At 71.1% G+C, this 13,524-nt stretch carries 10 protein-coding genes; all 10 read left to right on the top strand.

Annotation, left to right across the window (positions count from 1 at the left end):
* Positions 1–93: 93 nt before the first annotated feature.
* The 10 genes from ACIQMR_RS16710 (at position 94) to ACIQMR_RS16665 (ending at position 13,228) form a co-directional block, all read left to right on the top strand.
* A complete protein-coding gene (locus ACIQMR_RS16710) occupies positions 94–1,140 on the top strand; it encodes an EamA family transporter (protein WP_401387069.1) in 1,047 nt (348 codons plus the stop codon).
* A 176-nt stretch (positions 1,141–1,316) separates the two neighbouring features.
* Entirely contained in the window at positions 1,317–2,762 is a 1,446-nt protein-coding gene (locus ACIQMR_RS16705; RefSeq protein ID WP_401387066.1) for an aldehyde dehydrogenase family protein, read from the top strand.
* Positions 2,763–2,954: 192 nt separating this feature from the next.
* Entirely contained in the window at positions 2,955–4,937 is a 1,983-nt protein-coding gene (locus ACIQMR_RS16700) for an acyl-CoA dehydrogenase family protein (RefSeq protein WP_401387064.1), read from the top strand.
* Between the two features lie 127 nt (positions 4,938–5,064).
* Positions 5,065–5,919 carry a hypothetical protein gene (locus ACIQMR_RS16695; RefSeq protein WP_401387061.1) on the top strand — a complete coding sequence of 285 codons (855 nt, stop codon included), beginning with the start codon at positions 5,065–5,067 and terminating at the stop codon, positions 5,917–5,919.
* A gap of 47 nt (positions 5,920–5,966) precedes the next feature.
* The gene (gene dxr, locus ACIQMR_RS16690; RefSeq protein ID WP_401387058.1) at positions 5,967–7,229 is read left to right on the top strand and encodes a 1-deoxy-D-xylulose-5-phosphate reductoisomerase; all 1,263 of its coding nucleotides are present in this window, start codon (positions 5,967–5,969) and stop codon (positions 7,227–7,229) included.
* A complete protein-coding gene (locus ACIQMR_RS16685; protein WP_401387055.1) occupies positions 7,226–8,527 on the top strand; it encodes a M50 family metallopeptidase in 1,302 nt (433 codons plus the stop codon). Before dxr ends, ACIQMR_RS16685 begins: the two co-directional genes overlap by 4 nt.
* Positions 8,528–8,689: 162 nt before the next feature.
* Entirely contained in the window at positions 8,690–9,847 is a 1,158-nt protein-coding gene (gene ispG, locus ACIQMR_RS16680; protein ID WP_401387052.1) for a flavodoxin-dependent (E)-4-hydroxy-3-methylbut-2-enyl-diphosphate synthase, read from the top strand.
* A gap of 188 nt (positions 9,848–10,035) precedes the next feature.
* A complete protein-coding gene (locus ACIQMR_RS16675; RefSeq protein WP_401387866.1) occupies positions 10,036–10,881 on the top strand; it encodes a GNAT family N-acetyltransferase in 846 nt (281 codons plus the stop codon).
* Between the two features lie 28 nt (positions 10,882–10,909).
* Positions 10,910–11,452, top strand: coding sequence for a GNAT family N-acetyltransferase (locus tag ACIQMR_RS16670; protein ID WP_266383981.1), 543 nt, complete (start codon positions 10,910–10,912; stop codon positions 11,450–11,452).
* Between the two features lie 81 nt (positions 11,453–11,533).
* Complete coding sequence (locus ACIQMR_RS16665; RefSeq protein ID WP_401387048.1) at positions 11,534–13,228, top strand: proline--tRNA ligase; 1,695 nt, start codon at positions 11,534–11,536, stop codon at positions 13,226–13,228.
* The last annotated feature ends 296 nt before the right edge of the window (positions 13,229–13,524 follow it).

Genomic DNA, 13,524 nt, shown 5'->3' with positions numbered 1-13,524 from the left:
TGGCGTTTACGTGTTGCGCTGTCTAGGGTCCTGCCTCGTGACAGCAGCTGGGCGGGGACACCTGTGGGGCCGTCCACGAGACGAGAAGGACCGATGACACAACCCACCGCCGATACCGGCATGCCCGCGCCCGGCAGCTCCGGCGCGAGCACCGCGCCCGCCGGCCCGACCGCGCCCGTCGACTCCACCGTGCCCGCCGGCCCGACCGTGCCCGTCGAGTCCACCGTGCCCGCGGGACCGACCGTGCCGGGCCGCCGGATATCGGGGGCCGTGTGGGGCGCGCTGGCCATCGTCTACGTCGTGTGGGGCTCCACGTACCTCGGTATCCGGGTCGTCGTCGAGACCATGCCGCCGTTCCTCTCGGCCGGCGCGCGCTTCATCGCCGCCGGGCTGATCCTCGCCGCGATCATCGCCTGGCGCCAGGGCCTCCCGGCGCTCAAGGCCACCCGTGCCCAGCTGGCCTCCGCCGCGCTGGTCGGCCTGCTGCTCCTCCTCGGCGGCAACGGACTCGTCGTCCTCGCCGAGACCGCCGTGCCCTCCGGCCTCGCCGCGCTCCTCATCGCCGTCGTCCCGGCGTGGGTCGTCGTGCTGCGTCGCGCCTCCGGTGAGCGGCCCGGGCTCGCGGCGTACGGCGGTGTACTGCTCGGGCTCGCGGGCCTCGCCGTGCTGACCGTGCCGGGTCTCAGCGGCGACGTCCGCCTGTGGGGGGTGTTCACCGTGATCGCCGCGACCGTCATGTGGTCGGTGGGGTCCTTCTCGTCCTCCCGGATCCCCATGCCGGCCAACCCGTTCGCGGCCAGTGCGTACGAGATGGTCGCGGGCGGCATCGGCTGTCTGCTCGTCGGCCTGGGCCGCGGCGAACAGCACGGCTTCGTGCTCTCCGAGGTCTCCGGCCGGTCCTGGACCGCCCTCGCCTATCTCGTCGTCTTCGGCTCGCTGATCGCGTTCACCGCGTACGCCTGGCTGCTGCACTCGGCGCCGCTCTCGCTGGTCGCCACGTACGCGTACGTCAACCCGGTCGTGGCCGTCCTCCTCGGCGCGCTGATCCTGGGCGAGCAACTGACCTGGCCCATCGCCCTCGGCGGCGCGGTCGTCGTGGCGGGCGTGTTCCTGATCGTCAGCACGGAACGCCGCCGCTGAGCAGCTGCCCGCGTGTCGCCCCCGCCTGCCGCCGGCACCTGCGGTGACCTGCGCACTCGCCAAAGCGGCAGGGGTGGCCCCGCCGACCACTCCAACGCGGACAAACCCCGATCGGGCCGGGCCGCCCTACCGTGTGGGAAGAGCCACCCACTACTTCGGAAGGGCCGGGACCCCCTATGACTTCCACGCACGCCTTCTGGCTCGCCGGCCGCCAGGCCACCGGCGAGACGACCTTCGACGTGACCTCCCCCTGGGACGGCCGTCTCGTCGGCACGGTCGCCGTCCCGACCGATGCCCAGGTCGAGGAGGCCGTGGCCGCCGCGCACGCCGTCATCGACGAGTTCGCGGCGACCCCCGCCCATGTCCGCGCGGCCGCCCTCGACCATGTGTCGAAGCGCCTCGTCGAGCGCACCGAGGAGATCGCCCAGCTGATCTCCGCCGAGAACGGCAAGCCCCTCAAGTGGGCCCGCGGCGAGGTCGGCCGCGCCATCTCCGTGTTCCGCTTCGCGGCCGAGGAGGCCCGCCGCTTCAACGGCGGCGAGGCCCAGCGCCTGGACACCGACGCCGGCGGCCAGGGCCGGCTCGCCCTCACCCGCCGCTTCCCCAAGGGTGTCGTCCTCGGTATCGCGCCGTTCAACTTCCCGCTGAACCTGTGTGCCCACAAGATCGCCCCGGCCATCGCGGTCGGCGCGCCGATCATCCTCAAGCCGGCGCCCGCCACCCCGCTGTCCGGACTGATCATCGGTGAGCTGCTCGCCGAGACCGAGCTGCCCGCCGGCTCCTGGTCCGTGCTGCCGGTGCCGAACGACAAGATGCCCGCCCTCGTCCAGGACGAGCGCCTCCCGGTCATCTCGTTCACCGGCTCCGACAAGGTCGGCTACGCGATCATGGACTCGGTGCCGCGCAAGCACTGCACCCTGGAGCTCGGCGGCAACGGCGCGGCCGTCGTCCTCGCCGACTTCGCCTCCGAGGAGGACCTGGACTGGGCGGCGACCCGTATCGCCACCTTCTCCAACTACCAGGGCGGCCAGTCCTGCATCTCCGTACAGCGCGTGATCGCCGACGCCTCCGTCTACGACCGACTGCTGCCGAAGATCGTCGCGGCCGTCGAGGCCCAGGTCACCGGCGACCCGTCCGACTCCGCCACCGACGTCGGCCCGCTGGTCAACGAGGACGCCGCCAAGCGTGTCGAGTCCTGGGTCGACGAGGCCGTCGAGGCCGGCGCCCAGCTCCTCGCCGGCGGCAAGCGCGACGGGGCCTCCTACGCGCCGACCGTCCTCACCGGCGTACCGGCGGACACCACCCTCGCCTGCGAGGAGGTCTTCGGACCGGTGCTCACCGTGCAGAGCGTGAACGGCGAGGCCGAGGCCTTCGCGGCGGCCAACTCCTCCAAGTACGGCCTCCAGGCGGGCGTGTTCACCCACGACCTGCAGAGCGCGTTCCGCGCGCACCGCGCGCTGGAGGTCGGTGGCGTGGTCATCGGCGACGTCCCGTCCTACCGCGCCGACCAGATGCCGTACGGCGGCGCCAAGCAGTCCGGCGTGGGCCGCGAGGGCGTGAAGTTCGCGATGGACGACTACACCTACGAGCGGGTGCTGGTCCTCACGGGGCTCGCCCTCTAGTACGTCCGGAACCGACGGCCGGAGCCCACTGTGCGGGGGCTCCGGCCGTCCTTTTGTGCTAGCGGGGCGGGATCCACCCGGCTGCTCCGCAGGACTGGTGGGCCGGTCGATAATCGGGTAGATACGGACGAGTAGCACCGGACGGTAATTCCGGTCCGGCCGCCCTCGATTCAGCGGCGAGGTGAGTCCCTCATGTCCGCCCCATCCACTCCGCAGGACGCCCCGAAGGTCACCGTGACCCCAGACGTCACCGGGGCACCAAAGGTCACCGAGCGTGAGGCACGTCAGGTCGCCGAGGCCGCGCGCGAGCAGGGCTGGCGCAAGCCCAGCTTCGCCAAGGAACTGTTCCTCGGCCGTTTCCGGCTCGACCTGCTCCACCCCCATCCGCTGCCGTCCTCCGAGGACGTGCAGCGCGGCGAGGAGTTCCTCGCCAAACTGCGCGACTTCTGCGAAACGAAGATCGACGGCGCACTGATCGAGCGCCAGGCCAGGATCCCCGACGAGGTGATCGGCGGGCTCAAGGAGCTCGGCGCCCTCGGCATGAAGATCGACATGAAATACGGCGGTCTCGGCCTCACCCAGGTGTACTACAACAAGGCCCTGGCCCTGGTGGGCTCCGTGAGCCCCGCGATCGGCGCGCTGCTGTCCGCGCATCAGTCGATCGGCGTACCGCAGCCGCTGAAGATCTTCGGCACCCAGGAGCAGAAGGACACGTTCCTGCCGCGGCTGGCCCGCACCGACATCTCGGCGTTCCTGCTCACCGAGCCGGACGTCGGCTCCGATCCGGCGCGCCTGGCCACCTCGGCCGTCCCCGACGGCGACGACTACGTGCTCGACGGCGTGAAGCTGTGGACCACCAACGGCGTCGTCGCCGACCTCCTCGTCGTCATGGCCCGGGTCCCCAAGTCCGAGGGCCACAAGGGCGGTATCACCGCCTTCGTCGTCGAGGCCGGCTCCGAGGGCATCACGGTCGAGAACCGCAACGCCTTCATGGGCCTGCGCGGCATCGAGAACGGCGTGACCCGCTTCCACCAGGTCCGGGTCCCGGCCGCGAACCGCATCGGTCCCGAGGGCGCGGGCCTCAAGATCGCCCTGACCACGCTCAACACCGGCCGGCTCTCGCTGCCCGCGATGTGCGTGGGCGCCGGCAAGTGGTGTCTGAAGATCGCCCGCGAATGGTCCGCGGTGCGTGAGCAATGGGGCAGGCCCGTCGCCACGCACGAGGCGGTCGGCGCGAAGATCTCCTTCATCGCCGCCACCACCTTCGCCCTCGAAGCGGTCGTGGACCTGGCGTCCCAGATGGCCGACGAGGACCGCAACGACATCCGCATCGAGGCCGCCCTCGCCAAGCTGTACGGCTCCGAGATGTCCTGGCTGATGGCCGACGAACTGGTCCAGATCCGCGGCGGCCGGGGCTTCGAGACCGCGGACTCGCTGGCCGCCCGCGGTGAACGCGCGGTCCCCGCCGAGCAGTTGCTGCGCGATCTGCGCATCAACCGCATCTTCGAGGGTTCGACCGAGATCATGCATCTGCTGATCGCACGTGAGGCCGTCGACGCGCACCTCTCGGTCGCCGGGGACATCATCGACCCCGACAAGTCCTTGGGCGACAAGGCGAAGGCGGGTGCGGCCGCCACGGCGTTCTACGCCCGCTGGCTGCCCAAACTCGTCGCGGGTCCCGGGCAGCTGCCGCGCTCGTACGCCGAGTTCCACCCGCGCGGCCACGAGGACCTCTCCACCCATCTGCGGTACGTGGAACGCGCGTCGCGCAAGCTGGCCCGCTCCACGTTCTACGCCATGTCCCGGTGGCAGGGCCGGATGGAGACCAAGCAGGGCTTCCTCGGCCGCATCGTCGACATCGGTGCGGAACTCTTCGCGATGAGCGCCGCCTGCGTACGGGCGGAGCTGCTGCGGAAGACCGGCGACCACGGTCGCGAGGCGTACCGGCTGGCCGACGCCTTCTGCCGGCAGTCCCGCATCCGCGTCGAGGAGCTCTTCGGCCGGCTGTGGACCAACACCGACGACCTCGACCGTTCGGTGGTGAAGGACGTCCTCGCCGGCTCCTACACCTGGCTGGAGGAGGGCGTCATCGACCCCAGCGGCGACGGCCCCTGGATCGCGGACGCCTCTCCGGGCCCGTCGGCGGCGGAGAACGTCCACCGTCCCATCCGCTGACCGTGCCGCGGTGGCCGTCCCCTGCGGGGCGGTCACCGCGGGCCCCACTCGTCCCGGCGGCGTGTACGGCCCGTGGGCCGGCGGCCGGTTCCGGCCGCGTCGGGCCGGCCGTGACGCCTGACGCCCCGTGAGCCACAATCGTGCGGCGACGCACGATCACGCGGAACTCGACGCTGGGGGCAGGATGTTCGGGGCGGGGAACCACACGGGCGGCCGGCTGGGCGGACACGGCACGCGGGGCGGACGGCAGACGCTTCGCGCCGCCGCGGCCACCGCCGTCGTCGCCGCGGTGCTCACCGGCACCGCCGCCTGCGGCGGCGAGGCACAGGACTCCGCGAAGCCCGGTGCGACCCCGCGGTCCACGGCTGGCGCCGGCACCGGCGCGCTGTCCGAGCAGCAGCTCACCGCCCTCGCGTTCACCGACGGCGAGCAGGTCGGCCCGTACACCGCCTCCGAGTTCAGCCTCGGCGAACCGTACGGCGAGGACTTCACCGCCGATCCCGCCGACTGCCAGCCGCTCGTCAGCCTCGCCTCCGACGTCACGTCGTTCCACCCCGTGGCCGAGGTGCACCGCGAGGTCGACGACCCCGACGAGATGCTCGGCCCCAACGTCGCCGTGCAGCTGCGCTCGTACGCCGACGACGGCGCCGCCCGGGTCATGAAGGCCCTCGACACGGCGGGCAGGCAGTGCGCCGGAGGATTCACCGAGGTCCGCGCCATCGCGCGGGCCAAGTACCTGAAGGCCGAAGCGGCCAAGGCCCCGGCCGTCGGCGACGAGGCGAAGGCTTACCGCTTCACCATCCTCGACGTCAAAGGCAAGCTGAAGCTGTACGAGTACCTCACGGTCGTCCGCTCCGGCACGACCACGCTGTCCTTCCGCGCGGGGATCACGGACACGAAGGACATCGGGGGAGTACCCCAGGAAGTGATCAAGGCCCAGTGGGACAAGTTCTCGGCGGGGAAGCCCGCGGGCGGCGCGTAGGGGACGCCCTGTCCGTGCCCGCGGCCGAAGCGGCCACAATGGGGGGCATGAGCGACAGCCCATCCCCCCTCGCCGACCCGCACATCGCCTTCGATCCGTCCGAAGGCCGCCGGGACATCGTCGTCCTCGGCTCCACCGGGTCCATCGGCACGCAGGCCATCGACCTGGTCCTGCGCAACCCCGGCCGCTTCCGCGTCACCGCACTCTCCGCCGCCGGCGGCCGGGTCGGACTGCTCGCCGAGCAGGCGTACCGACTGCGGGTGCGCACGGTCGCCGTCGCCCGCGAGGACGTCGTGCCCGCGCTCCGGGAAGCGCTGCGCGAGCAGTACGGAACGGGCGAGCCGCTCCCCGAGATCCTGGCGGGGCCCGAGGCGGCGACCCAGCTCGCCGCCTCCGCATGCCACACCGTCCTCAACGGCATCACCGGTTCCATCGGCCTCGCCCCGACGCTCGCCGCACTGGAGGCGGGCCGCACGCTCGCGCTCGCCAACAAGGAGTCGCTGATCGTCGGCGGCCCGCTGGTCACGGCGCTGGCGAAGCCCGGCCAGATCATCCCCGTCGACTCCGAGCACGCCGCCCTGTTCCAGGCCCTGGCCGCCGGCACCCGCGCCGACGTGCGCAAGCTCGTCGTCACCGCCTCCGGAGGCCCCTTCCGCGGCCGCACGAAGGACGAGCTCGCCGACGTCACGCCGCAGGACGCCCTCGCCCACCCCACCTGGGCCATGGGCCCGGTGATCACGGTCAACAGCGCCACGCTGGTCAACAAGGGGCTGGAGGTCATCGAGGCGCACCTCCTCTACGACATCCCGTTCGACCGGATCGAGGTCGTCGTCCACCCCCAGTCGTACGTTCACTCGATGGTGGAGTTCACGGACGGTTCGACGCTCGCCCAGGCCACCCCGCCGGACATGCGCGGCCCGATCGCCATCGGGCTCGGCTGGCCGCAGCGGGTGCCGGACGCGGCTCCCGCCTTCGACTGGTCGAAGGCCTCGACCTGGGAGTTCTTCCCGCTCGACACCGAGGCGTTCCCGTCCGTGGGACTCGCCCGGCACGTCGGAGAACTGGGCGGCACCGCCCCGGCGGTGTTCAATGCCGCGAACGAGGAGTGCGTGGACGCTTTCCTCGCGGGACGGCTGCCGTTCAACGGAATCATGGATACGGTCACGGCAGTCGTCGGCGAACACGGCAACCCCGGACGGGGAACCTCGCTGACGGTCCCGGACGTCCTGGAAGCGGAGACCTGGGCGCGCGCACGCGCCCGGGAACTGGCTGCACTGGCAGCGAAGGCGACAGCGGAGGCTCGCGCATGACGATTCTGTTGACGGTCCTCGGCATAGCGCTCTTCGCCGTCGGACTGCTCTTCTCCATCGCCTGGCACGAGCTCGGCCATCTGTCCACGGCCAAGCTCTTCGGCATCCGCGTGCCCCAGTACATGGTCGGCTTCGGTCCCACGATCTGGTCGCGGCACAAGGGCGAGACGGAGTACGGGATCAAGGCCATCCCGGCCGGTGGCTACATCCGGATGATCGGCATGTTCCCGCCAGGACCCGACGGCCGTATCGAGGCCCGCTCCACCTCTCCCTGGCGGGGAATGATCGAGGACGCCCGCTCGGCGGCCTTCGAGGAGCTCAAGCCCGGCGACGAGACCCGGCTCTTCTACACGCGCAAGCCGTGGAAGCGCGTCATCGTGATGTTCGCGGGCCCGTTCATGAACCTGGTCCTCGCCGTCGCGATCTTCCTCGGCGTCTCGATGTCCTTCGGCTTCGCGACCCAGACGACGCAGGTCGCCGGCGTCCAGAAGTGCGTCATCCCGCAGAGCGAGGAGCGCAGCACCTGCGAGGCGACGGACCCGACGTCACCGGCCGCGGCCGCGGGCCTGCTGAAGGACGACCGGATCGTCGCCTTCAACGGGGTCCCGGTCAAGGACTGGGGCGATCTGTCCAACCGCATCCGCGAGAACATCGGCCCCGCCACCATCACGGTCGACCGCGGCGGTCAGGAGAAGGTCCTCCAGGCCACCCTGCTCAAGAACATGGTGGCCAAGAAGGACGCCGACGGGCAGGTCGTCCCCGGGGAGTTCGTCCCGGCCGGCTATCTCGGCTTCGCCGCCAGGACCGAGATCATGCCGCAGACCTTCGGCCAGTCCCTGGACCGCATGGGCGACATGTTCGAGAACGGCGTGGAGTCGATCATCTCGCTGCCCGCCAAGGTGCCCGACCTGTGGGCCGCGGCCTTCGGCGACGGCGAGCGCAAGGACGACTCCCCGGTCGGAGTGGTCGGCGCCGCACGCATCAGCGGTGAGGTGCTCAACCTGGACGTGCCCACGCAGAACATCGTGGCCACGTTCCTGATGCTGCTCGCCGGCTTCAACCTCTCGCTGTTCCTGTTCAACATGCTGCCGCTGCTGCCGCTCGACGGCGGTCATATCGCGGGAGCGCTGTGGGAGTCCGTACGACGCAACGTCGCCCGGATCTTCCGCCGGCCCGACCCGGGGCCCTTCGACGTCGCGAAGCTGATGCCGGTGGCCTACGTGGTCGCGGGGATCTTCATCTGCTTCACACTGCTCGTGCTGGTCGCCGACATCGTCAACCCGGTGAAAATCTCGTAGCAGCCCGCTGTTCACCGCGGCCGGACACCATGAGGTGTCCGGCCGCGTCCCTTCGGGTGGTTTGCCGCCGCGGTGTGCTGGGGTCCAGGCCCGTGGCGTAATCTCGAAGGCTGGAGCCCGCCCTCTCGGGGCCTCGATCCACACCTTGGGGTTGCACAGCAGATGACCGCGATTTCTCTCGGAATGCCGGCCGTTCCGACCAAGCTCGCCCACCGGAGGGTCAGCCGCAAGATCCAGGTCGGCTCGGTCGCCGTCGGTGGCGACGCACCCGTCTCGGTGCAGTCGATGACGACGACGCGGACCTCCGACATCGGCGCCACGCTGCAGCAGATCGCCGAGCTCACCGCGTCCGGCTGCCAGATCGTCCGGGTCGCCTGCCCCACGCAGGACGACGCCGACGCGCTGTCCACCATCGCCAGGAAGTCGCAGATCCCCGTGATCGCCGACATCCACTTCCAGCCGAAGTACGTGTTCGCGGCCATCGACGCGGGCTGTGCCGCCGTCCGCGTCAACCCCGGCAACATCAAGCAGTTCGACGACAAGGTCAAGGAGATCGCCAAGGCGGCCAACGACGCCGGCACTCCGATCCGTATCGGCGTGAACGCGGGCTCGCTCGACGCGCGGCTGCTGAAGAAGTACGGCAAGGCCACCCCCGAGGCGCTCGTCGAGTCCGCGCTGTGGGAGGCGTCGCTCTTCGAGGAGCACGGCTTCCGCGACATCAAGATCTCGGTCAAGCACAACGACCCGGTCGTCATGGTCAACGCCTACCGCCAGCTCGCCGCCCAGTGCGACTACCCGCTGCACCTCGGTGTGACCGAGGCGGGACCGGCCTTCCAGGGCACCATCAAGTCCGCCGTCGCCTTCGGCGCGCTGCTGAGCGAGGGCATCGGCGACACGATCCGGGTCTCGCTGTCCGCGCCGCCGGCCGAGGAGGTCAAGGTCGGCATCCAGATCCTGGAGTCGCTGAACCTGCGCCAGCGCCGTCTGGAGATCGTCTCCTGCCCGTCCTGCGGCCGCGCCCAGGTCGACGTCTACAAGCTGGCCGACGAGGTGTCCGCGGGTCTGGACGGCATGGAGGTGCCGCTGCGCGTCGCCGTCATGGGCTGCGTCGTCAACGGACCCGGTGAGGCCCGTGAGGCCGACCTCGGCGTCGCCTCCGGCAACGGCAAGGGCCAGATCTTCGTCAAGGGCGAGGTCATCAAGACCGTCCCCGAGTCGAAGATCGTCGAGACCCTCATCGAGGAGGCGCTGAAGATCGCCGAGCAGATGGAGAAGGACGGCGTCGCCTCCGGAGAGCCGGAGATCTCCGTCAGCGGCTGACCCCGTGCGACACGAAGGACCGGGCCGCCCCAGCCGGGGCCCGGTCCTTCCGCACGAGGGGGTACCGTCCGGCGTCTCCAGGTAAAGTGCACAGACCAGCAGGCCGCAGCCATCACAGGGCGCGTGCCGACGCTAGCCGACCGAGCGGCACCTGTCGTTGCCCGCAAGGAGTGATGGAGGGCCCTCTCGTGCTGACGCAGACCACCACTCGGGTCCTCGACCCCGGCGACCTCGGCGCCGCCCTCGCCGTCCTGGAGAGCGACCCCGTCACCAACGCCTTCGTCACCGCCCGGGTCCAGGTCGCCGGTCTCGACCCCTGGCGCCTCGGCGGCGAGATGTGGGGCTGGTACAGCGACGGAATGCTCCGCTCGCTCTGCTACTCCGGCGCCAACCTCGTCCCCATCTGCGCCACCCCCGAGGCCGTCCGCGCCTTCGCCGAACGCGCCCGCAGGACCGGCCGCCGCTGCTCCTCCATCGTCGGACCGGCCGAGACCACCGCCGCCCTGTGGCAGCTGCTGGAGCCCAGCTGGGGACCGGCCCGCGAGGTCCGCACCCGCCAGCCGCTCATGATCACCGAGTCCATGCCCCCGGACGTCGCGCCCGACCCGTACGTCCGGCGCATCCGCAAGGACGAGATGGATGTGATCATGCCCGCCTGCGTGGCCATGTTCACCGAGGAGGTCGGGGTGTCACCGCTGGCCGGCGACGGCGGACTGCTCTACCAGGCCCGCGTCGCCGAACTCGTGGGTGCCGGCCGCTCCTTCGCCCGCATCGACGACGGCCGGGTCGTGTTCAAGGCCGAGATCGGCGCGGCCACTCCACTGGCCTGCCAGATCCAGGGCGTCTGGGTCGACCCCGCGTTCCGCGGCCGCGGCCTCTCCGAGACCGGGATGGCGGCCGTGATCCGCTACGCCCTCGCCGAAGTCGCACCGGTGGTCAGCCTGTATGTCAACGACTACAACACCGCGGCCCGCGCGGCGTACCGACGTGTCGGATTCCGCGAGGTCGGTGCGTTCATGAGCGTGCTGTTCTGAGCGGCTGACGGCGAAGTAGGGTTCCCGCATGGAACACGATGTCGAGGTCGCTCCGGTCAACCTCGCCGCACGCGTGGACGACGCCCTCGCCGTGCAGGCCCTCGCTTTCGGGCTCACCGAGGACGAGATCGGGATCCGTCGCCATATCGTGCTCCGGCATCTGCTCTGCCCCGGCGCCCACGCCCTCGGAGCGACGACGCCCGAGGGCCGTCTGGTGGGCTTCGTCTACGGCATGCCGAACGACCGCACCCACTGGTGGTCCACCGTCGTCGAGCCGTACCTCCGCGGCAACGGCTGCGACGACTGGCTGGACGACTCCTTCGTGATCACCGAGCTGCACGTCCACCCGGCGTACCAGGGGCGAGGCATCGGCCGCTCGCTGATCACCACCATCACGGACGGCGCGTCCCAGCCCCGCTCCATCCTCTCCGCGATCGACGTGGAGAGCCCGGCGCGCGGACTGTACCGGGCCCTCGGCTACGAGGACCTGGCCCGCCAGGTCCTGTTCCCCAGCGCACCGAAGCCGTACGCGGTGATGGGGGCGCCGCTGCCGCTGATGCGGGGCGCGTGAACGCGGAACTGATTTCCGCCCGCTGGCACCGCCCGGCTAACCTCCTGCACATCACCCTTCCTTGCACGCAGGAGTTAACCCATGGCAGCCCAGGTCCAGCGCATGTCCCGTCTGATGGTCAAGACACTGCGCGACGACCCGGCGGACGCCGAGACGCTCAGCCACAAGCTGCTGGTCCGCGCGGGCTACGTCCGTCGTAACGCGGCGGGCATCTGGAGCTGGCTGCCGCTCGGCATGCGGGTCCTGGAGAACGTCGCCCGCGTCGTCCGTGAGGAGATGGACGCCATCGGCGCCCAGGAGGTGCTGCTGCCGGCCCTGCTGCCCAAGGAGCCGTACGAGGCGACCGGGCGCTGGGAGGAGTACGGCGCCGAGCTGTTCCGCCTCCAGGACCGCAAGGGCGCGGACTACCTCCTCGGTCCCACCCACGAGGAGATCTTCACCCAGCTGGTGAAGGACCAGTGCACCTCGTACAAGGACCTCCCGGTCATCCTGTACCAGATCCAGACGAAGTACCGCGACGAGGCCCGTCCGCGCTCGGGCATCCTGCGCGGCCGTGAGTTCCAGATGAAGGACTCCTACTCCTTCGACACCTCCGACGAGGGTCTGGCGGAGTCCTACCGGCTGCACCGCGAGGCCTACATCAAGATCTTCCAGCGCCTCGGCCTGGAGCACCGCATCGTCTCCGCCGTCTCCGGCGCGATGGGCGGCTCTGCGTCCGAGGAGTTCCTGGCCCCGGCGGCGGCGGGCGAGGACACGTTCGTCTACTGCCCCTCCTGCGACTACGCCGCGAACACGGAAGCGGTCACCTTCGCGCTGAAGCCCGTCTCCGGTGAGCACGGCCCCGTCGAGGAGCTGGACACCCCCGACACCCCCACCATCGAGACGCTCGCCGAGCACCTGGGTGTGCCGGCGTCCGCCACGCTCAAGAACCTCCTCGTGAAGGTCGACGGCGAGATCGTCGCGGTCGGCGTGCCCGGTGACCGCGAGGTCGACCTCGGCAAGCTCACCGACCACCTCGCGCCGGCCACCGTCGAGCTGGTCACGGCCGAGGACTTCGTGGGCCGCCCCGACCTGGTGCGCGGCTACGTCGGCCCGCAGGGCCTGGAGAAGGTCCGCTACATCGCGGACCCGCGCGTCGCGCCGGGCACCGCGTGGATCACCGGCGCCAACAAGCCGGACACGCACGCCCGCAACGTCGTGGCCGGCCGTGACTTCGAGGTCGACGACCACCTCGACGTGGTCGTCGTCGAGGACGGCGACCCGTGCCCGTCCTGCGGCACCGGGCTCAAGCTCGACCGCGCGATCGAGATCGGCCACATCTTCCAGCTCGGCCGCAAGTACGCGGACGCCTTCCAGCTCGACGTTCTGGGCCAGAACGGCAAGCCGGTCCGCGTGACCATGGGCTCATACGGCATCGGCGTCTCCCGCGCGGTCGCCGCGCTGGCCGAGCAGCACGCCGACGAGCAGGGCCTGTGCTGGCCGGGCGAGGTCGCCCCGGCGGACGTCCACGTCGTCGCCGCGGGCAAGGCGCTCCAGACCGAACTCGCGCTCGACGTCGCGGAGAAGCTGGGCGCGGCGGGCGTACGCGTGCTGGTGGACGACCGGGCCGGGGTCTCCCCGGGCGTGAAGTTCACCGACGCGGAGCTGATCGGCGTCCCGAAGATCCTGGTCGCGGGCCGCCGCTCGGGCGAGGGCGTCGTCGAGCTCAAGGACCGCCGCACGGGCGAGCGCGAGGAACTCACCGTCGCCGAGGCCCTGGCCCGCCTCACGTCCTGACCTCCTGCCGTGGCGCCCGGGCCGGTCCCGGGCGCCACGAGCCCGTGCAATCCACCACTCCCCGGCCCGCCGACGTGCGACGGCCCTGCGCCCGCGACAGCGCCCCGTGGGTCCGCGCGAGGCCGTGTCCGGCGAAGGGCGCCGTGCCGTGCGCCCGCAGTGCGGGGAGCACGGCGTCCGGCGCATGCCGTCGAAAGGCGGTGGGGGTACCCCCGGCCGACGCCGGCGCAGCTCGTCCGCGTACCGCACGTACCGGAATGACCCCGACGACGCGCCATGGGCGCGTCTCCCGTGCC

Origin of the sequence: Streptomyces sp. NPDC091376 (assembly GCF_044757085.1) — a bacterium.
In the GTDB taxonomy this organism is placed as follows: domain Bacteria; phylum Actinomycetota; class Actinomycetes; order Streptomycetales; family Streptomycetaceae; genus Streptomyces; species Streptomyces pratisoli.
The sequence above is the reverse complement of the archived record's forward strand: the minus strand, read 5'-3'. Positions and strand labels throughout refer to the sequence as shown.

Bases quoted from the DNA above. Each gene is read 5' to 3' on its own strand.
- dxr (WP_401387058.1), top strand. From the start codon at position 5,967: ATGAGCGACAGCCCATCCCCCCTCGCCGACCCGCACATCGCCTTCGAT.
- ACIQMR_RS16670 (WP_266383981.1), top strand. From the start codon at position 10,910: ATGGAACACGATGTCGAGGTCGCTCCGGTCAACCTCGCCGCACGCGTG.
- ispG (WP_401387052.1), top strand. From the start codon at position 8,690: ATGACCGCGATTTCTCTCGGAATGCCGGCCGTTCCGACCAAGCTCGCC.
- ACIQMR_RS16685 (WP_401387055.1), top strand. From the start codon at position 7,226: ATGACGATTCTGTTGACGGTCCTCGGCATAGCGCTCTTCGCCGTCGGA.
- ACIQMR_RS16705 (WP_401387066.1), top strand. From the start codon at position 1,317: ATGACTTCCACGCACGCCTTCTGGCTCGCCGGCCGCCAGGCCACCGGC.
- ACIQMR_RS16710 (WP_401387069.1), top strand. From the start codon at position 94: ATGACACAACCCACCGCCGATACCGGCATGCCCGCGCCCGGCAGCTCC.
- ACIQMR_RS16665 (WP_401387048.1), top strand. From the start codon at position 11,534: ATGGCAGCCCAGGTCCAGCGCATGTCCCGTCTGATGGTCAAGACACTG.
- ACIQMR_RS16700 (WP_401387064.1), top strand. From the start codon at position 2,955: ATGTCCGCCCCATCCACTCCGCAGGACGCCCCGAAGGTCACCGTGACC.